This is a genomic window from Limnobacter sp., assembly GCF_036846585.1.
In the GTDB taxonomy this organism is placed as follows: Bacteria; Pseudomonadota; Gammaproteobacteria; order Burkholderiales; family Burkholderiaceae_B; genus Limnobacter.
This window is the reverse complement of sequence record NZ_DAIUBR010000011.1, coordinates 72,067-90,852: the sequence shown is the minus strand read 5'-3', so window position 1 is coordinate 90,852 and position 18,786 is coordinate 72,067. Positions and strand designations below refer to the sequence as shown.

Sequence of the window (18,786 nt, the reverse complement as noted above, 5' to 3'; positions counted from 1 at the left end):
GCGTTGAACCTGGTCCCGAATGTCGGTCAGTTCGCGCAGTTGTTCTGGCTGCTCAAGTTGCCGCATCAGGCGTTGCGCCCTGCCGTCGATTACCGTCAGCGGGGCTCCCAATTCATGCGCCACGCCCGCTGAAAGTTGCCCCAAGGCCGCCAGTGTTTCAGATTGCCGAAGTTTCTCGACCATGGCGGCGCGTTCTTCGCGTTGTTGTTCGGCCTGTTGCTCGGCTTGCTGAATGGAATCGAGCATGCCATTCAAGCCGTTGGCCAGGCGTTTCACCTCGTGCGGCCCGGTGGCTGGGGTGCGGTGGCTTAAGTGACCGCTTTCAATTTCATGCATGCTGTCGAGCAAACGCCCCAAGGGCGCACCAATGGCCCGGCGATGTGCCCAGGTTAATACCAGAATGATCAGAATTGCCACAGTGCCAAAGCCCGACCATGCGATCAGGCTAATCAGGCGAAGTTCGTCTTCAATGCCGCTTTTCAGGCGGGTTACCTGCAACAGGCCACTGGGTCGGCCAGAGGGTTCGAACAAGGGCAGAAAAAACGAGTACACATTTCTGCCGCTGATGTTCTCGTATTGCTCGAATTCGCCATCCAGCGTCAGTTCGATGGCCCTGTCGGCCTGCGCCTGCGTGGGTTCCACAGCACCCAGCGACACGAGGAAATTGCCTTGGGCGTCGAACAGGTAGGCACCGTACACTTCGTTGATTTCGAAGATGGATTCCAGGCTGCTGTTGAGCTGTTCAAAATCCAGCGTTTCCAGCGCGGTACTAACGGGTAGCCGAATTGCGCGGGCCACTTGTTTTAAATCACGCTGAAGCCTTTCTTCGGTCAGGTGATTGATGAACCCCATGCCCAGCATCAACACGGTGGCCAACAACACCAGCACGGGCACACCTACCTGAATAAGAAGCACCATGCGCAGGCTGCCAAACAGTTTCTTGATCATATGCAAACAGGTTTTAACCTTTGATATTTCGGCACATGTGCCATTGTGGCACATGATCGCGTGCTTTTCAGCCCCCAAAAGCACAAAGGCTTCAGCGGGAAAAACAACGGTTTTAGTTTGGGATCAACAACTTGGAAACAAATTCAGGCAACTGGCACGGTACTGGCATAAGAAAGGGTGCGACCTTTATACACAGGAGTATTGAATATGAAAAAGCAAATTACAGCAGCCTTGATCGCAGCGTCCATGGGGATGGGTGCAACAGCCTTTGCGCAGCAGCCAGGCAACACGCCTGGGCAGCCCGGTAGCGCACCCCAAGCTGCGCCGACCGCGCCCGCAGCAGACTTCCGCGACGATGACCTGGAAAAGTTTGCAGAGGTGCAGAAACCCTTGCAGGAAATTCGCACCGATTACTCAGAACGCTTGCAGTCGACCCAGCAGCCTGACCAGGCAGCAAAGCTGCAACAGGAAGCCACTGACAAGATGATGGAGGTGATTGAAGATTCGGGCCTTGAAGTGGCCACTTACAACCAGATTGCAGTGGCGTTGCAAAGCAATCCGGAGCTTCAAGCCAAAGTGAAGTCGATGATGAATTAAGCGATTTGCCCCTTGGATGAGAACTTTTTGTCTCCTCCTGCGAGCACCCCATGCGTGCCAAGGCCGCCGCTGGGGTGTTTTTTTTTCGCCAAGCCCTGTCAACCGGGGCCGGTGCACACGAGTTATTTGCAGATCAAATGGCTTTGTGTCATCCGGAGTACACCATGAAAACGCTTGTTTCCATTCTGGCAATTGTCGCCACACTCACATTCACACAAACCGCACAGGCAGGCGATGACAAACACCGCTGGCGCCACGGCCGGCCCAATATTGACATCAATATTTTGATCCCCTCAGCATTCGCGGCCATTGGTTTTGCGCGCCCCGATGCATACCTGGTGCTGGAAGAAGACGAGTTTGAATATGAACGCGACGATGACGACTGGGATGAACGCTACCACTACCGCCATCACGACGACGATGATTGGGATGACTGATCCTGTTTTCCAGCGACCCCGGTCTGCGCATTGAGGCAGGCCAAGGCATCCCGCACTTCGTGCATGACCCGTTGGGTCAGTTCCTCCACGGTGGGCACATCGTTGACCAACCCCTGCACCTGACCAATTAGCTGAACACCCTGCTCATGATTTCCTTCCAGTGTTGCCTTGCGGATCTGTAACACGGCAGCGCCATAGAAGGTGACTGTCAATGTTTGTTCCAAACCCATCTTGAACACGTCTTTTACAATGCCCAACAGGGGCTTGTTCATTTCGCGTGCGGCCAGGAAAGCACGCCACATGGCACGCACAGGGTTGAATTTTCTGGACATGATTTTTCTTGAATTGGGCGTGGTCATGACACGGCAGGCGATGCTGTCGAAGTTCTTGCTGTAAATGGTGTCTTCCACTTCTTTTTTCACAATCAGTTCTTTGGTGTTAGCGTGAACCGGGCTTTCCTTTGAAGCTGCCCAGCGGGTTCCCATGGCCACGCCATCGGCCCCCAAAGCCAGTGCGGCCACCACGCCACCGCCCGTTCCAAAACCACCTGCGGCAATGATGGGCAGGTTGGTGATCTGCCGAATGGCGGGCACCAGCACCAGCGAGGTCACTGAACCACCGTGGGCTGCAGCCTCGTGCCCTGTGACCAGCAAGGCATCCACACCCGCTTTTTCCGCGCTCTGCGCGTGTTTGGCATTCACCACGGTGGCAATTACTTTGCCGCCGTATTCATGCACACGTTTGCACACATCGGCACCGCTGCCCAAACTGAAATTGATCACGGGTACTTTCTCGCCAAGGGCCACCTCCAGGTTTTCCCGTGCGCCCGGCATGATCAATGCGCAACCAATCCCGAAAGGTTTACTGGTCAGGCTTTTGACCTTGCGGATTTCAGCCAGTGTTTGTTCCGGGTTCAAATGCCCAATGGCCAATATGCCCAAGCCGCCCGCGTTGCTGGTGGCGGCCACCAGATCGGCGTTGGCCACATAGGTCATGCCGGGGCACACCAGGGGATACTGGATATTGAACATCTCGGTGATTCTGGTTTTCATGGGCATGGTGTTGGGGTGAAACGGTCAATATAAATGAATTGGATTTGTAAAGATTGCGGCCGTACTCTAAGATTCAGCATTCAAATTTTTTCGGTTTCTCAAGAGGAATTTCAAATGACTCAGTTCGACAATGTGTCTGTGGTGAAAGCCGCCAATATTTACTTCGATGGCAAGGTCAGCAGCCGCACCGTGCTGTTTGCAGATGGCACCCGCAAAACCCTGGGCCTGATGCTGCCCGGTGACTATGAATTTGGTACGGCAGAAAAGGAAATCATGGAAATTCTGGCCGGCGAAATGGATGTGTGCCTGCCCGGTGAAAGCTGGAAAGCAATCACCGGCGGCCAGTCGTTTGAAGTGGCTGCGAACGCAAAATTCCAGTTGAAGGTGAAAACACCTGTGGATTATTGCTGCAGCTACATTGCCTGAATCAAGGCTTGCCTTTGCTGACCCATTCATTCAGCGGCGTCACGCCTGCCCACAGTTCGTGACCCGCGTCGTTGGAATGGATTGAATCACCGCTGTTGTATTGGGGCAGGAAGGTCAGTCCACCGGGCGCTTCCACTTCGCCGTTGTAATCGGCCACACCATCGCATTCACCACTGTTCAAAATCCAGTCGTTCAACTTGGCGCGTTCGCCGTTCAGGTTGGCCTGCGAGGATTGCGCACCCGGTATCCAGGTGGGGCAATACACGTTGATGCCCTTGGCATGCGCCTTGGCAATCACGTCCTGATAATTCGCAATTACTTCGTCGGCTGTGCGGCTGGACAAGTCGTTGGTAACCCACACCACCACAGATGAAACACCCTTGGTGTCAAACACATCGCGCTCCAGGCGCGTTGCGCTGGCATTTTGCAAGGTGTCGCCACCAATGCCGCGGTTCACAATGGTGTCGCGTTGACCGCGCGTAATTTCATTGAGCATGCGAACGGACAACAAATCGCTGATGCGCTTGAAAGCATTCTGACTGGTGTTGTATCCATGAAAACTGGAACTGCCCAGGAACACCATGGCACCCTTTGCATCTTTCGTCAGCACTTCAATGTCGCGCAGTGCGTACACCGTGCAACCGTTGCACACAATCGGTGTGCCGGGAATGGTGGAGGCACGGCTTTCATCAATCAAACCATAACCGGCGCCGGAATCTTCAAGGGTCTGGTTGCCCGACCCGTTGGGCAGCTTGTACGACTCAATCCACGTGGCACCGAATTCACCAGGGTTGTTGGCACCCTTCACATGCAGGCTGATGGCCAGGTCGTCCTGATTGTCCACTTTGAACAAAATGGGGTCGCTGTAGAACGATTCGGTTTGCGGGGGAATGGTTGCGCTGGTTTGCCCGCAATTGAAGGTGATCGCCTTGCTGGTGTTCAATTTCAGGTTGGCACCTGTGGCCCCTTCGCGAATGCCCACTGCGGCGGCCCCAATGTCCATGGGTTGATCGCTCAAATTCAGGAAACGAATGCGGATGGCGTTGCCACTGGCTGTTATGCGGGCAATGTTTCGCACGGTGGTGTCCACCGGCGCGGTGCCTGTAACGTGGGTAACACCCCAGGCCGAAATCCACCTTGCCCCGTCAACCGCGTTGCCATTGCTGTTGCACGACAAACCCGATGGTTGTGTGTTGCTGCCCACGCCGCCATTGGCCACCGGGTCTGATTCAGAGCTGCATGCCGCAGCCGCAATCAACAAAACAAGCCATGACAATTTTTTTAATAATGGATTTTTCAAAACAATGTCTCCTGAAGTACTTGCATTGATACTTCAGGAGATGCTTGCGTGGATGTGTAAAAACGCTAGGTAATTTCCGCAGCGGGGTTTTGCGGATGGATGCCTTACATCACCCGCCTGGCCTTTGCATACAAAGCCTTCATGCCGTGTTCAAAGTCGTCCATCAAGGTGTACACCACAGGGATCACCAAAAGGCTGAGGAAGGTCGATGTCATCAAGCCACCAATTACGGCAATCGCCATGGGGCTTCTGAAACTGGTGTCGGCGTCGCCGGTGCCAATGGCAATAGGCAACATGCCGGCAGCCATTGCAATGGTGGTCATGATGATGGGGCGGGCACGTTTGTGGCAGGCGTCCAGCACGGCATCCAGCCGGTTCATGCCCTTTTCATTGCGGGCCATGATGGCGTATTCCACCAGCAAAATTGAATTTTTGGTGGCAATGCCCATCAGCATGATCAAGCCGATAAGCGAGGGCATGGAAAAACTTTTTCCGGCCAGCAGCAGCCCCACAAACGCGCCGCCCAAACTCAGTGGCAACGCTGCAAGAATGGTGACCGGTTGCAGGAAATCCTTGAACAGCAACACCAGCACCACGAAGATGCACAACACGCCTGTCAGCATGGCCAAACCAAAGCTGGCAAACAACTCGCCCATCACTTCCGCGTCGCCAATGTTGCGCTGGGCCACGCCCGGCGGCAGGTTCTTGATGCTGGGCAATTCCTGCACCGCTGCGGTTATTTCGCCCAAAGGCTGGCCCTGCAATTCAATTTCAAAGTTCACGTTGCGGGCACGGTCGTAACGGTCGATCACCGACGGGCCTGCGTTGATGCCCAAGGTGGCCACCTGGTTCAAGGGCACGCTGGGCACACCGGGCTTGGTAGAAGGCACGGCCAAACGTTCCAGCACGGCAAGGTCTTTGCGGGCTTCTTCATCCAGGCGAACCACAATGGGCACCTGCCGCTGCGACAGGTTCAGCTTGGGCAAGGCGGCATCGTAATCGCCCACAGTGGCCACGCGCAGTGTTTCACCCATGGCCACGGTGCTGACACCCAAGTCGGCGGCCTTGGCAAAATCGGGTTTGATCCACACTTCGGGACGCACCAGGGCTGCACTGGATGCGATGGAACCCAAACCGGGAATGGTGCGCAGGTCGCGCTCCACAAGCGCGGCTGATTTGGACAGGGCATCGCCGTCTTCGCCGGACAGCACCAGCACATACTTTTCGCCAGAACCACCCAGACCCACTTTGTAACGCACACCGGGCAAGTTGCTCAGCGCTTCCCGCATTTCAGTTTCAGTGACCTGTTTGCGCACGGTGCGTTCGCGCATTGGGTCGAGCAGCACGGTCAATGTGGCTTTTCGAACCTCGCCTTCGCCACGCATCACGAAGGGATCCGAACCTGCCGCACCACCGCCAATGGTGGTGTATACACTGCGCACGTGCTGCACCTTGCTGATCAGTTCACGCGCACGTTCTGCAGCCACGCGGGTTTGATCGAAAGTGCTGCCCGGTTGCAATTCGATGTACACCTGGGTTTGCGACAAATCGTCGGGTGGAATAAAACCGGTGGGCAGCAAGGGGATCAGGGCGATCGAGCCTGCGAAAAAAACACCGGCGGCCACGCAGGTCAACAAGCGATGCGCCAAGGCCCAGCGCACCCATTGCAGGTAGCGCAACATCATTTTGCCGGGTTCGTTTTTCTCGTGTTCATCGCCTTTGGATTTCAGCATGTAAGCGGCCATCATGGGGGTGAGCATGCGCGCCACCACGAGTGATGCAAACACGGCCAAGGCCGCTGTCCAGCCAAACTGTTTGAAGAATTTGCCGGCAATGCCGCTCATGAATGCGGTGGGCAAAAACACGGCAATCAAGGTGAAGGTGGTGGCAATCACGGCCAGGCCAATTTCGTCGGCCGCTTCGCGTGCGGCTGTCAGTGCGCTTTTGCCCATGCGTTGGTGACGAACAATGTTTTCCACTTCAACAATGGCATCGTCTACCAAAATGCCTACCACCAGCGACATGGCCAAAAGCGACACCACGTTCAAACTGAAGCCCAGGTAATACATGCCTGCAAATGCAGGAATGATTGACAGGGGCAAGGCCACTGCAGACACAAAAGTGGCCCGCCAGTCGCGCAGGAAAAACCACACCACGACCACGGCGAGAAACGCGCCCTCGTACAACATTTTCATCGACACATCGAAGTCTTCCTTCACTGGCTCGACAAAATTGAATGCTTCAACAATGGTCAGGTCGGGGCGCTGGCTTTGCAATGCAGCCAGTGCTTTGGAAACACCCTCGCCCACCTCCACTTCGCTGGCGCCTTTGCTGCGTGTAATTTCGAAGCCCACCACTTCCTCACCGTTAAGCAGCGCCTGCGAGCGGCGATCGGCCACCGTGTCGGATATGGTTGAAATTTCCGGCAGCTTCACGCGGCGGCCATTGCTTAAGGCAATTGAAATGTCTTTAAGCTGGTTTGCATTGTCAACCTTGGCAATGGTGCGCAAGGGTTGTTCACCCACGCCCAGATCAGCACGACCACCCGCAGTTTCCAGTTGGGTGTTACGCAACTGGCGCGATACATCCAGTGCGCTTACACCCAAGGCCTGCATTTTCAAGGGATCCAGTTCAACCAGCACCTGGCGGTTTACACCGCCCACGCGGCTTACTGCACCCACACCTTTTACACTTAACAGGGTCTTGGTGATGGTGTCGTCGACGTACCAGGACAAGCCCTCTTCATCAAAAGCGGAGGACGCAATGGTGTAGGCCAGCACGGGCGAACCACTCAGTTCCACTTTGTTGATCACCGGGTCACGCAGGTCAGTGGGCAGGTCTGCACGCACGCGCGAAACGGCTGAACGCACATCGTCCACGGCTTGCTGCGTGTCTTTCTCCAGATTGAATTCAACCGTGATGCTGACGACACCGTCCTGAATTTTGGTGTAGATGTGTTTGAGCTGCTGCAGCGTGGCCAGCGAATTTTCAATTTTCCGCGCCACATCATTTTCAAGCTGGGAAGGCGATGCCCCCGGCAGGCTGGCGGTGACCAGCACGGTGGGCAATTCGATGTCGGGGAACTGCTGGATTTTCATGGTGGCAAAGCTGTACAGCCCCGCCACGGTCAGCAGAAAAAACAGCATGACCGAGGGAATTGGATTCTGGATGGACCAAGTGGAAACGTTCACCGAACCACCTTCACAAAGTCGCCATGGGCCAGAAAGGCCACGCCGCTTTTCACCACAGCCTGGCCCGGTTTCAACCCGTCCAGTACCTCGATGTACTCACCCTGTGCTTTGTTGACCTGCAACTTGATGCGTTGAACCTGACTGGTTTTTTCGTTCAGCGTGAACGCGTAGGTGAAGCCGTCGCGTTCAATTACCGCTGTTTGGGGAATTACCGTGGCGGCCTGTTCGCCCAGATCAAATTCGCCACGCAGGTACATGCCGGGTTTCAAACCCTTGGTGTAAGCGTTCGCTACGTCCACATACACCATGCCGCTTCGCGATTGCGCATTGATCACCGGGCTGATGGTGCGCACGGTGCCCTTGAAGGCCTGGCTGCCATTGAACACGGTCACCAACATGCCTTCCCTGATGCGGCCAAGTTCGGAACCGGTTACTTCGGCCTGCCATTCCAGGCGCTGTTGGCGAACCAGCCTGAACAGTTCCTGCCCCGGGTTGGGCACAGCCCCCAGGGTTGCGCTGCGTGAACTGATGACGCCGTCGTCCAGCGCGGTCACGGTGGTGTTTCGCAGGCGAATTTCCTGCTGCGTTTGCAAGGCTTTCGCAGACATCAAACGCGCTTGGGCCGATTTTTCTGCTGCAAGAATCTGATTGCGTTCTTGCGCGCTGATTGCACCTTGATCTGTGATATTGCGGATCATGTCCGCATTCAATTTCGCCTGGTCGTATAGCGCTTGCGCTTCAGCCACACCAGCACGGGCTTGTGCCATGTCGGCTTTGACCGTTTCCTGATCAAACACCGCCAAAGTTTGTCCTTTTTTCACGGTGTCGCCCACTTCAGCCCGAAGGGAATCAATGCGAACGCCATTCAGTTGGGAACCAATAACGGCCTCCTGCCATGCCGCCAAACTACCATTCACAGCCAGTTTCACCGGCATGGTTTTTTGCTCAACTGCAACCAGTTCGACCGACAAACTGGCCTTGCCGGGTGCAGCAGTTTCAGCAGCAGTGCCTTCTTCCGGGGCGGGTGAACAGGCAAATAGAAAAAACAGGGTAGCCAACGTTGCTGCCTTGCCCAACGTTGGGCGGGCAGACTGCTGCTTATTGTTCAGCATAAGGGTTTCCGGATTAATTCAATCGATTGATTGATTCACTGAAATGTACCAAACGAATGATCAAACAGCAATGTTGAGATATATCACCCGATGAAGACAGTGATACTATAGTGATACTTTTTTACCACCAACGGGATCGAATCATGAAAGTTGAGCTGGTTACCAACCTGAAACGCCAAGCCACAAAAATTCTTGCAGATTTACATACGTCCAAAGAACCGGTGCTGATTACCGAGCATGGGCAACCATCTGCTTATCTTGTAGATGTTCAGGATTACGAATTCATGCAACATCGGCTTGACTTGCTTGAGGGCTTGTCGCGCGGCGAGCGCGCGGTGCTTGAGGGCAGAACACTGGGCCACGCCGAGGCAAAAGAGAAAATGAGCAAGTGGCTAAAATAATCTGGACGGAACCAGCGCTTCAAGAACTGAATGACATCGCTGAATACATCGCCTTGGACAACTTGACTGCAGCCCGCAAGCTGGTTGAACGAATTTTCAAAAGCGTTGAACGTTTACAGAATTTTCCGAAATCCGGGCGCATTCCGCCCGAACTACCGAGTTCTGTTTACCGGGATGTTATTGTTCCGCCGTGCCGAATTTTCTACCGTGCAGAAGAAAAGCGAGTGCTGATTCTTTTCGTATTGACGCAAGAAAGACAACTACGGACTTACATGCTAACGGGCGGTGATTCGCCGGATTAAGCGCCACTGCGCTGCAGAAACTTGTTACCCTTTAGCATTCAAATGCAAGCGACCGCCATGACCCGCATCCCCATTCCACGCTTTGATGACAACTATTCCGAAGAGGCCGCCAAGGCCCGCCGCGAATTTTTAACGCAGCAAACCGGTGCCAACCTGCAACACACCGGCACCTATTCCCTGCCCCCCGAAAATTTGAAAAGCAACACCGAGAATTTTATCGGCGTGGTGCAAATGCCGGTGGGCGTTGCCGGCCCGGTGCTGATCAACGGCGAACATGCGCAAGGCTGGTTTTATGTGCCACTGGCCACAACCGAAGGCACGCTGGTCGCCAGTTACAGCCGTGGCATGCGCATGGTCAGTGAATCGGGTGGTGTGAAGGTCACCGTGACCGAGGAATTCATGCAGCGCGCCCCGCTGTTTGAATTCGAAGATGCCCGTGCCGCCAAACGTTTTTTAAACTGGCTTGATGAAAACCTGAACACCATCAAGACCGAGGCTGAAAAAACCACGGGCTTTGGCAAGCTACAACACATTCAAACCTGGCAAGTGGCGCGCATGGTGTTCACACGCTTTAACTACACCACAGGCGATGCGGCCGGGCAAAACATGTGTGGCAAAGCCACCCATGCGGCCTGCCAGTGGATTTTGAAAAACAGCCCGGAAGCAATCAGTTACTTCGCGCTGAGCGGCGCAATTGAAACCGACAAAAAACATTCCCACATGAACCTGCTGCACAGCCGCGGCAAACGGGTTATTGCGGAAGCCACCATTCAACGCGAGGTGTTGCAACGCCTTGCCCGCACCACACCGGAAACCATTTTCAAGCAACGCCAACGAAGCGCCATTGGCGCGCAACTGGCGGGCAGCGCCTACAGTGGCCCCCACTCGGCCAACGGCATTGCTGCCCTGTTCATTGCCACCGGACAAGACGAAGCCAATGTGGTGGAAAGCCACACCGGCATGGTGTTCATGGACATTACCGCCGAGGGGGATTTGTATTTTTCTGTCACATTGCCATCCGTTATTTGTGCCACAAAAGGTGGCGGCACGGGCTTGGCCACCCAGGCGGAATGCCTGAAAATGCTTGGCTGCGAGGGCACCGGCAAGGCACGCAAACTGGCGGAAATTGTGGGGGCCACTGTACTGGCGGGTGATTTATCGCTGCTGTCAGCCATTCTTGCCGATGAATGGGTTTCTTCACACGACGCCTATGGCAGAAACCGATAAGCCTGTCGTTGATCCCGGCGGTCAGTAAAACACTGACCACTGGTGCAGTGCGGAATGACTTGCCCAATGTTTCCGTGCACACTCATTGCAATAACTAAAATGAGGGAGACAGGATGCAGGCTCAGGCAGGACCCACGTTGTTTAACCGAATCACTGGTCTCGTGACAAAAGTCTCCGACGCCTTTGCATTTCCCCTTCGCACTTCCCATTATATTGAACTGGTCAACCCGCTGTGGAGCACCCATGCCTTGCAAGCACGGGTTGAAGCCGTGTGGGACGAAACGTCCGATTCGCGCACCATCACCCTGCGCCCGGGGCTGAACTGGCGAAGCCACCGCCCGGGCCAGCATTTGCGCATTGGTGTGCCAATTGGCGGGCAACACTTCACACGCACTTATTCGATCAGTTCCGCCCCTGAACGCAGCGACGGTTGCTTCACCATTACGGTAAAAGCCATCGACAATGGCCGCATGTCGCACCACCTGGTGCGCAAACTGAAAGTGGGCGACTATGTGCCCATTGGTGTGCCGCAAGGCGACTTTTATCTACCTGATGCACAACCCGTGCTGCCCCTGTTCATTACCGCAGGCAGCGGTATTACACCGATTATGAGCATGCTGCGCAGCCTGGTGCTGCAAGAACGCATGCCCAACACCGTGCACATTCACTATGCACCACACACTTATGATGTCATTTTCGGGCGTGAACTGAAAAACATTTCAGACAAACAAAAGCTGTACAAACTGAACCTGGTGCATACCCGTGAGCCCGGTCAAAAGCCGGAAGAACTAACCGGCAAGCGCCCCCACTTTTCCAAAGAGCAACTGGAACAGCTTTGCCCCGACTGGCGCAAACGCGATGTGTACGCCTGCGGACCGCAAGCCATGCTGGATTCTATCGAGAAGCTGTACGAAGCCGAGGGGCTAAGCCGCCAGGTACACACCGAGCGTTTTCGTGCGCAGCTTGCAGGTGTTCCTACCGAGGTTAAAACCGGTGTGGTGAAATTCCTGAACAGCAACGTAAGCGCCAATTCAGACGGTGAAACCAACCTGCTGCGCCTGGCCGAAGATTCAGGCTTAAACCCGGAACACGGTTGCAGAATGGGCATTTGCCACGGTTGCGATGTGAAACTGGCCAGCGGCTGTGTGCGCGATTTGCGCACCAATGCGCTGATCAATGAAACCGGGCAAGTGATTCAGATTTGCGTGTGCGCCGCAGTGGGCAACGCAGAAATTGAGGTGTAAGCAACACAGGAAGCAGGAGACAAATATGAGCATGCCAAAACACTTGAGCGCCAGCGACATTGAAGAATTCGGTCGCGAAATGGACGCCATACGCAATGAAATTGCAGACTCGCTGGGCAGTAAAGACCGTGCCTATATTCTTTCTGTGATCAAGTGGCAGCGAAGCCTGATGCTGGCTGGGCGCATTGTGGTGTTTCTCAGCTTTTTCTTTTTGCCCATGAGCGACTGGACCTTCACAGGCTGGCCGCAGTTCTGGGCCGTACTGCTGCTGGGCGCAGTCATGCTGGGTGTTTCAAAAAGCATTGAGAACATGGAGTTGGGCCACAACATCATGCATGCACAGTTCGACTGGATGCGCGACCCCAATATTCAATCCAACACCTGGGAATGGGACAATGTGTGCCCTTCCGACCAATGGAAGCACAGCCACAATGTGGTGCACCATACCTGGACCAATGTGCATGGCAAAGACCCCGACATTGGCTATGGCGTGCTGCGCGTAACCGACGACCAACGCTGGCATGCCAAATACCTGTTCAACCCGGTGATCAATTTTGTGTTGATGATGATGTTTCAGTGGGGCGTTGCCCTGCACGACCTGGAAGCCGACAAACTGCTGGCCGGCAAAAAAAACTGGCGTGAAGTGATTCCCATGCTGAAACGCATTGGCTGGAAAGTGCGCCACCAGTTGCTGAAAGACTATGTGTGCTGGCCTGTATTGGGCGCGGCAGTGACTGTGCCGGTTACGCTGTTTTTCGGTTTTGATGTGCTGAATATTGCCTTGGCCGGTTTTGGCTTTACCATTGTGGCCAACCTGATCGCCAATGGCATTCGCAACATTTGGTCGAACGTCATTATTTTCTGCGGTCACTTCCCGGCCGGTGTGCACCACTTCACCAAAGAAGAAGTGGAAGGCGAAACCCGCGCGGCGTGGTATGTGCGCCAGTTGCTGGGCAGCTGCAACATTACCGGTGGCAAGTTGTTCCATATTTTGTCGGGCAACCTGAGCCACCAGATTGAACACCACCTGTTCCCGGACATTCCCGCCAACCGCTATGCGGAAATGTCACCCCGGGTACAGGCTTTGGCGGCGCGCTATGGCCTGCCCTACAACAAGGGCAGTTTCACGCGCCAGTTTGGCACCACCACCTGGAATATTTGGCGTTTGTCTTTGCCGTAAATATTCAAACCGCCTGAACGGTGCTGTACGCAAAAAACAGCACCAGGCTGGCCGCCATGGTTCCGTTAAACCACTTCAAGCGCAGCGGGCTGTTGATGAAAGCCCGCAAATGCGCACCCAACACCAGCCACAAGCCCACGCACAACAAACCCACACTGGCCATGGTTACGGCCACCATCGACACATCCAGCACAGGCGTGTTCGAGCTGGCCGGGAACAGCGCCACAGCAGCTGTTGCCATGAACCAGGCTTTGGGATTCACCCATTGAAACAACACTGCATTGAAAAAACCCAGGGGTTTCGATCCGGGCTTTAATGCATCGGCAGACGGTGAAAAGCTGGCAATGCGCCACGCCAAATACACCATCATCAACAAGCTGAACACCAGCAGGGCTGTGTGAAACCAGGGCAGGCTTTCAAACACCGCATTCAAGCCCAGCCCCATGGCCAGCAGCATCAACGGAAAGCCCACAATAATGCCGAAGAAATGCGGCAGGCTTTTTCGCACACCAAAATTCATGCTGCTTGTCATGATCATCAGGTTGTTTGGCCCGGGGGTGATGATGCTTAAAAACGCAAACAGGGCAACGGCTTGAAAGTGCTGCATGGCGAACTCCTTTCGTGGAGTAAAAATGGAACACTCACTGTAAGAATTTTTGCAAATTCAGTACAGATTCAGGATAATGAAATAATGTGCAGTACAGATCACAATCAAAAAAATCTGTACTGCTTTTAAACTTTGAATTCTGTGCGGGTGCCCCCATGAAACTAAACCGTTGGCAGGTAATTGCCGCAGGCATTTGTTCGCTGATCCTGACCGTGGGTTTGGCCCGTTTTTCCTACACGCCACTGCTGCCCATCATGCGGGACCAAGCGGGGCTAAGCGCCTTTGATGGTGGCTGGCTGGCCACGGTCAACTACATTGGCTACATCAGCGGCGCGCTACTGGCTTCCACGCTAAGCAATCTGAATTTCAAATACCTGCTGTACCGCTTCGGTTTGATTGTGGCAGTGCTTAGCACCATTGGCATGGGCCTGACCACCGATGTGAACATGTGGGTTTTTCTGCGTTTCATCTCGGGCGTGTCCAGCACGGCAGGCATGTTGATCGCGTCAGGTCTGATCATGAACTGGCTTGCCCGCCAGAACCTAAAAACCGAACTGGGCTTGCACTTTGCGGGTGCTGGCATGGGGCTTGTTTTATCAGGCCTTGCGGTGATGACCATGGTCGACCACCTTTCCTGGGATCAACAGTGGTGGGTGCTGGGTGTGGTGGGCGTGCTGTTTTTTGTGCCCGCTTGGTTGTGGATGCCCAAACCCGCGAGGGCTGGAAGCGCCGAAGCACAGGTGGCCAATGTGCCACCGCCCAGCACCAAGTGGATGCGGCTGATGCTGGGCGCGTACTTTTGCGCCGGTTTTGGTTATGTAATTAGTGCCACCTTCATTGTGGCCATTGCGGAAACGCTGCCCGAACTTCAAGGCAAAGGCCCTTGGGTGTGGGTGGTGGTGGGGCTGGCCGCAATACCCTCTTCTTTCTTCTGGGACCGCGTGGCACGAATTACCGGCGTGTTCGAAGCACTGGTACTGGCCTACATTCTGCAAATCATTTCCATTCTGATGGCAGGTTTTATTGACGGTTACTGGGCCAATATGGTCAGCGCCGTGCTGTTTGGCGGCACCTTCGCTGGCATTGTGAACCTGACACTGAGCATTGCTGGTCGGCAGTTTCCGGCCAACCCCAGCAAGGCCATGGCCCGCATGACATTGAGTTATGGCGTGTCGCAAATTGCAGCCCCTGCCTTGGCAGGTTTGATTGCCGAACGCACAGGCACTTACCGCGGTTCGCTGTACCTGGCGGCAGCATTGATGGTGGCTGGCGTGTTCATGGTGTGGCAATTGAAAAAGCAAAGCGAGGTTTAAAGCATGGACAACACCTCTTGCAAATACGAAACACTGGCTTTAAACCTGCAGGCATTGATTGAAAAAAACCACTTTGCGGCGGGTTATAAATTGCCGTCCATCCGGAAGTTGTCAGAGCAGTGGCACTACTCCATCGACACGGTGCAAAAAGCACTGAACCTGCTGGAAGACCGGGGCTACGTTCAACCTGTGGCGAAATCGGGTTATTACGTGCAGGCGCGCAACACGGCGCAGGCTGCGGTGTGTACGCAGGCGCCCGATTCAATTGCACTGGAACCCCCTGTGAGCCTGGAAGTGGCCGACCAAATTGCGATGCTGCTGAAAAGCAGCACACGCGAAGGCGTGGCACCACTGGGTGTGGCCTTCCCCGCCAGTGAACTGTTGCCCATTGCCACCCTGCGCCGCAGCTACGCCACAGTCAACCGCACCCGCCCTGATCTTCTTACCTTGGGCAGCCATGTGGAACCCAATCAGCCCGAACTGGTGCAGCAATTGCAACAGCGCTTCGAATTGATGGGCATGAAGCTAAAACGCGACGAACTGGTGATTACCGATGGCTGCACAGAAGCCCTTAGCCTGGCCTTGCAAAGCGTGGCCAAACACAACGACATTGTGGCGGTCGAATCGCCCGGCTATTACTTGCTGTTGCAAATGATTGAATCGCTGGGCTTGCGTGCGCTGGAAATTCCAAGCAGCCCGGACAACGGCATGTCGCTGGAAGCACTGGAAATTGCCGTAAAACAAACCCGCATTGCGGCTTGCATTGTGTGCCCCACAGCCAGCAACCCGATGGGTTCGGTGATGCCCGATGCCAACCGGAAAAAACTGCTTGAACTGGCCGAGAAATACGACTTCCCGATTGTGGAAGACAATGTGTACGCCGACCTGTACTTCGAACGGTTCCGCCCACGCCCGCTGAAGGCGGGCAAGCAAAGCGACCGGGTGTTGATGTGCGGTTCGTTTTCCAAATCGCTTAGCCCATCGCTGCGAATTGGCTATGTGGCAGGCGGCAAATACGCTGCACAGGTGTTGTCCAAAAAACGCATTCTCAGCGGTTCAACCAACCCGATTACCCAAGTGGCAGTGGCGCACTATCTTGAAAAAGGATCATTCGAGCGGCACCTGCGCACACTGCGCCAGCAGTTCGAAACACAAGTGCGTGCCATGGGCAATTTGGTGCTGAAATATTTTCCGCAAGGCACCCGGATTTCTGAACCCAAAGGCGGCTTTGTGTTGTGGGTTGAACTGCCGGGCGACATTGACACCGCCGCCCTGTTCAACAAAGCCATTGCACGCAAAGTGGCTTACATGCCGGGCGCGGTGTTCTCGGCCAGTGGTTTGTACAAAAACTGCATTCGCCTGAACTGCGGCCACCCGGTGACAGACGACACCGCAGTGGCCATTGCAAAGCTGGGGGCTTTGTTTGAAACCTCACTCATCGCCTAACCACACCACCTTGTACAGGTCGCGGCGGCGATCCAGAAAGTTGCGCACCGAGCCTTCGTTTTTCAGGTTCTGCAACTTGTCCAGGTCCACATCGACAATCAGGGTCATCTCGGTGTTGGGTGTGGTTTCAGCCATGATTGCATCGTGCGGAAACGCGAAATCCGAAGGCGAGAAAACCGCCGTGTGGCCGTACTGAATGTCCACATTGTCCACCTTGGGCAAATTGCCAAAGCTGCCTGAAATAGCCACGTAGCATTCATTTTCAACGGCGCGTGCCTGGGCACACAGGCGTACACGCAGATAGCCATTTTTGGTATCGGTCCAATAAGGCACCAGCAAAATTTGCATGTCCTTGTCGGCCAGCAAACGGGACAGTTCCGGGAATTCGGAATCGTAACAAATCAGGATTCCGATCTTGCCGAAGTCGGTGTCAAACACACTCAGCTTGGTGCCGCCTTCCATAAACCATTCACGTTTTTCGTGGGGCGTGGGATGAATTTTGTATTGCGCATCCACCGTGCCGTCGCGGCGGCACAGGTAAGCCACGTTGTACAGGGCACCGTCTTCCATCAGCGGCATGGAACCGGCCACCACATTGATGTTGTAACTCACGGCCAGACGGCTCATTTCATCGCGAATTTGATCAGTGTACGTGGCCAAATGGCGAATTGCTTCCAGCGAATTGCCGTTGCCTGCCAGCCCCATCAGCGGCGCATTGAAAAACTCAGGAAACAGGGCCACATCGCAGCGGTAATCCGACAGCGCATTGATGAAGTACTCGGCCTGTTTCACCACATCTTCCACGCTGTGGAATTCGCGCATTTGCCATTGCACACAACCGAGCCGCGCGGTAGTTTTGGGGGCGCCAAACAACATCGGTTTTTCAGGTTCGAAATACAGATTAAACCATTCCAGCAGCGTGGCGTAGCCTTGCGATTCCCTGTCTTCCGGCAAGTAGCCTTTCAGCACCTGCTTTACTTCGAAGTCGTTGCTAAGCTGAAAAGTCAGAATGGGGTCGTAAATGTCTTTGCGCTTCACGGCAGCAATGTACTGCTGCGGCGACATGTCTTTCATGTGTTCTTTGTAGCCGGGAATTCGGCCCCCCGCCATGATGGCGCGCAGGTTCAGGTTCTGGCACAGCTCTTTTCTGGCCTCGTACAAACGGCGACCCAAACGCATGTTGCGGTATTCCGGGTCAGCAAACACATCAATGCCGTACAGCACGTCGCCCTTGGGGTCGTGCGTAGTGGCGTAGGCGTTGCCGGTGATCTCCATGTAGGTGTGCTTGTCACCAAACTTGTCGTAATCCACCACCACAGCAAAGGCGGCGGCAATCACCTTGCCATCGTCCTCAATACAAATTTGCCCTTCCGGAAACGTTTTCAGGATTGAACGAAACTTGGCCTCGGGCAAAGCACCACCCGCACTGTGGTACACCACCTCCATGATGCGCCTGATGTCCGGGTAATCCGATAGCTTCAAACTGCGCAGCAAAAGCTTGTGCTCGGTGTGTTCATACTCGGCATTTTCGATTTCTGTCGACATGGTTACAGCTCCATTGGTTTGGCGAATACACATTCTTATTAAAACATATTCATTAAATTAATGATTTCGTGGTCAATTAAGGCCCGTATCGCCGGTTTGACAGATGGGCACCAAGGCGGTTATTCTTCGCGCCTGCTTTGATCAACCAACAAGCCCCTACCCTTGTAAGAATTCAAGTCAACAATCCTTCTGTTTCATCTGCCTGGCAACACCTTGTTTCCGGGCTGCTTCCCATTTATTTTCTCTCTGTTGATCGACCATGATTAAAAATTTCCGTGCGGACTGGCTATCGAACGTCCGAAATGACCTGTTGGCCGGCCTTGTTGTTGCGCTGGCACTTATTCCCGAGGCCATTGCTTTCTCCATCATTGCAGGAGTTGATCCCAAGGTGGGCCTGTATGCTTCCTTCTGTATTGCCACAGTGATTGCCTTTACAGGCGGGCGCCCCCGCATGATTT

Annotated in this window: 18 protein-coding genes; 11 read left to right on the top strand and 7 right to left on the bottom strand. The window is 54.6% G+C overall.

The genetic code is table 11. The features are described 5' to 3' along the window. Positions 1-948 (bottom strand): HAMP domain-containing protein (locus tag V7028_RS07300; RefSeq protein WP_334119429.1); only part of this gene is annotated, 948 nt, incomplete at its 3' end. A gap of 207 nt (positions 949-1,155) precedes the next feature. Between V7028_RS07300 and V7028_RS07295 the strand changes: the two genes are divergently transcribed. Both V7028_RS07295 and V7028_RS07290 read left to right on the top strand, forming a co-directional pair. Beyond that, on the top strand, positions 1,156-1,545 hold the full coding sequence (locus V7028_RS07295; protein WP_334119428.1) for a DUF4168 domain-containing protein: 390 nt from the start codon (positions 1,156-1,158) through the stop codon (positions 1,543-1,545). Positions 1,546-1,709: 164 nt separating this feature from the next. Continuing rightward, on the top strand, positions 1,710-1,982 hold the full coding sequence (locus V7028_RS07290; RefSeq protein ID WP_334119427.1) for a hypothetical protein: 273 nt from the start codon (positions 1,710-1,712) through the stop codon (positions 1,980-1,982). Here V7028_RS07290 and V7028_RS07285 read toward each other — a convergent pair. Beyond that, positions 1,955-3,040, bottom strand: coding sequence for an NAD(P)H-dependent flavin oxidoreductase (locus V7028_RS07285; protein WP_334119426.1), 1,086 nt, complete (start codon positions 3,038-3,040; stop codon positions 1,955-1,957). The genes V7028_RS07290 and V7028_RS07285 overlap by 28 nt on opposite strands. A gap of 108 nt (positions 3,041-3,148) precedes the next feature. On the opposite strand from V7028_RS07285, the gene ppnP reads away from it, so the two are divergent. Beyond that, a complete protein-coding gene (gene ppnP, locus V7028_RS07280) occupies positions 3,149-3,460 on the top strand; it encodes a pyrimidine/purine nucleoside phosphorylase (protein WP_334119425.1) in 312 nt (103 codons plus the stop codon). Position 3,461: 1 nt separating this feature from the next. Here the strand turns inward: ppnP and V7028_RS07275 are convergent, their stop codons facing one another. From V7028_RS07275 to V7028_RS07265, 3 genes are all read right to left on the bottom strand, one after another. Beyond that, on the bottom strand, positions 3,462-4,760 hold the full coding sequence (locus V7028_RS07275) for a GDSL-type esterase/lipase family protein (RefSeq protein WP_334119424.1): 1,299 nt from the start codon (positions 4,758-4,760) through the stop codon (positions 3,462-3,464). Positions 4,761-4,864: 104 nt separating this feature from the next. Further along, on the bottom strand, positions 4,865-7,951 hold the full coding sequence (locus tag V7028_RS07270; protein WP_334119423.1) for an efflux RND transporter permease subunit: 3,087 nt from the start codon (positions 7,949-7,951) through the stop codon (positions 4,865-4,867). Then, the gene (locus V7028_RS07265; protein WP_334119422.1) at positions 7,948-9,063 is read right to left on the bottom strand and encodes an efflux RND transporter periplasmic adaptor subunit; all 1,116 of its coding nucleotides are present in this window, start codon (positions 9,061-9,063) and stop codon (positions 7,948-7,950) included. The genes V7028_RS07270 and V7028_RS07265 overlap by 4 nt, the downstream gene beginning before the upstream one ends. A 143-nt stretch (positions 9,064-9,206) precedes the next feature. Between V7028_RS07265 and V7028_RS07260 the strand changes: the two genes are divergently transcribed. The 5 genes from V7028_RS07260 (at position 9,207) to V7028_RS07240 (ending at position 13,417) form a co-directional block, all read left to right on the top strand. After that, complete coding sequence (locus V7028_RS07260) at positions 9,207-9,464, top strand: type II toxin-antitoxin system Phd/YefM family antitoxin (RefSeq protein WP_334119421.1); 258 nt, start codon at positions 9,207-9,209, stop codon at positions 9,462-9,464. Beyond that, positions 9,452-9,766 (top strand): type II toxin-antitoxin system RelE/ParE family toxin, encoded by a 315-nt coding sequence (locus tag V7028_RS07255; RefSeq protein ID WP_334119420.1) that lies wholly within the window; start codon positions 9,452-9,454, stop codon positions 9,764-9,766. The genes V7028_RS07260 and V7028_RS07255 overlap by 13 nt, the downstream gene beginning before the upstream one ends. A 57-nt stretch (positions 9,767-9,823) precedes the next feature. Beyond that, positions 9,824-10,993, top strand: coding sequence for a hydroxymethylglutaryl-CoA reductase (locus V7028_RS07250; RefSeq protein ID WP_334119419.1), 1,170 nt, complete (start codon positions 9,824-9,826; stop codon positions 10,991-10,993). 161 nt (positions 10,994-11,154) lie between these two features. Beyond that, positions 11,155-12,237: a ferredoxin reductase gene (locus tag V7028_RS07245; protein ID WP_334119418.1), complete on the top strand. Its 1,083-nt coding sequence runs from the start codon at positions 11,155-11,157 to the stop codon at positions 12,235-12,237. Positions 12,238-12,262: 25 nt separating this feature from the next. Then, positions 12,263-13,417: a fatty acid desaturase family protein gene (locus tag V7028_RS07240; protein ID WP_334119417.1), complete on the top strand. Its 1,155-nt coding sequence runs from the start codon at positions 12,263-12,265 to the stop codon at positions 13,415-13,417. Positions 13,418-13,421: 4 nt separating this feature from the next. Here the strand turns inward: V7028_RS07240 and V7028_RS07235 are convergent, their stop codons facing one another. Continuing rightward, entirely contained in the window at positions 13,422-14,024 is a 603-nt protein-coding gene (locus tag V7028_RS07235) for a LysE family translocator (protein WP_334119416.1), read from the bottom strand. 155 nt (positions 14,025-14,179) lie between these two features. Between V7028_RS07235 and V7028_RS07230 the strand changes: the two genes are divergently transcribed. Both V7028_RS07230 and V7028_RS07225 read left to right on the top strand, forming a co-directional pair. Beyond that, positions 14,180-15,337: a YbfB/YjiJ family MFS transporter gene (locus tag V7028_RS07230; protein WP_334119415.1), complete on the top strand. Its 1,158-nt coding sequence runs from the start codon at positions 14,180-14,182 to the stop codon at positions 15,335-15,337. A 3-nt stretch (positions 15,338-15,340) separates the two neighbouring features. Then, on the top strand, positions 15,341-16,783 hold the full coding sequence (locus V7028_RS07225; protein WP_334119414.1) for an aminotransferase-like domain-containing protein: 1,443 nt from the start codon (positions 15,341-15,343) through the stop codon (positions 16,781-16,783). Here V7028_RS07225 and V7028_RS07220 read toward each other — a convergent pair. Next, positions 16,769-18,328 (bottom strand): bifunctional GNAT family N-acetyltransferase/carbon-nitrogen hydrolase family protein, encoded by a 1,560-nt coding sequence (locus tag V7028_RS07220; protein WP_334119413.1) that lies wholly within the window; start codon positions 18,326-18,328, stop codon positions 16,769-16,771. The two genes, V7028_RS07225 and V7028_RS07220, sit on opposite strands and share 15 nt — an antisense overlap. 259 nt (positions 18,329-18,587) lie before the next feature. On the opposite strand from V7028_RS07220, the gene V7028_RS07215 reads away from it, so the two are divergent. Next, a partial coding sequence (locus tag V7028_RS07215) for a SulP family inorganic anion transporter (protein WP_442918704.1) occupies positions 18,588-18,786 on the top strand: 199 nt, incomplete at its 3' end.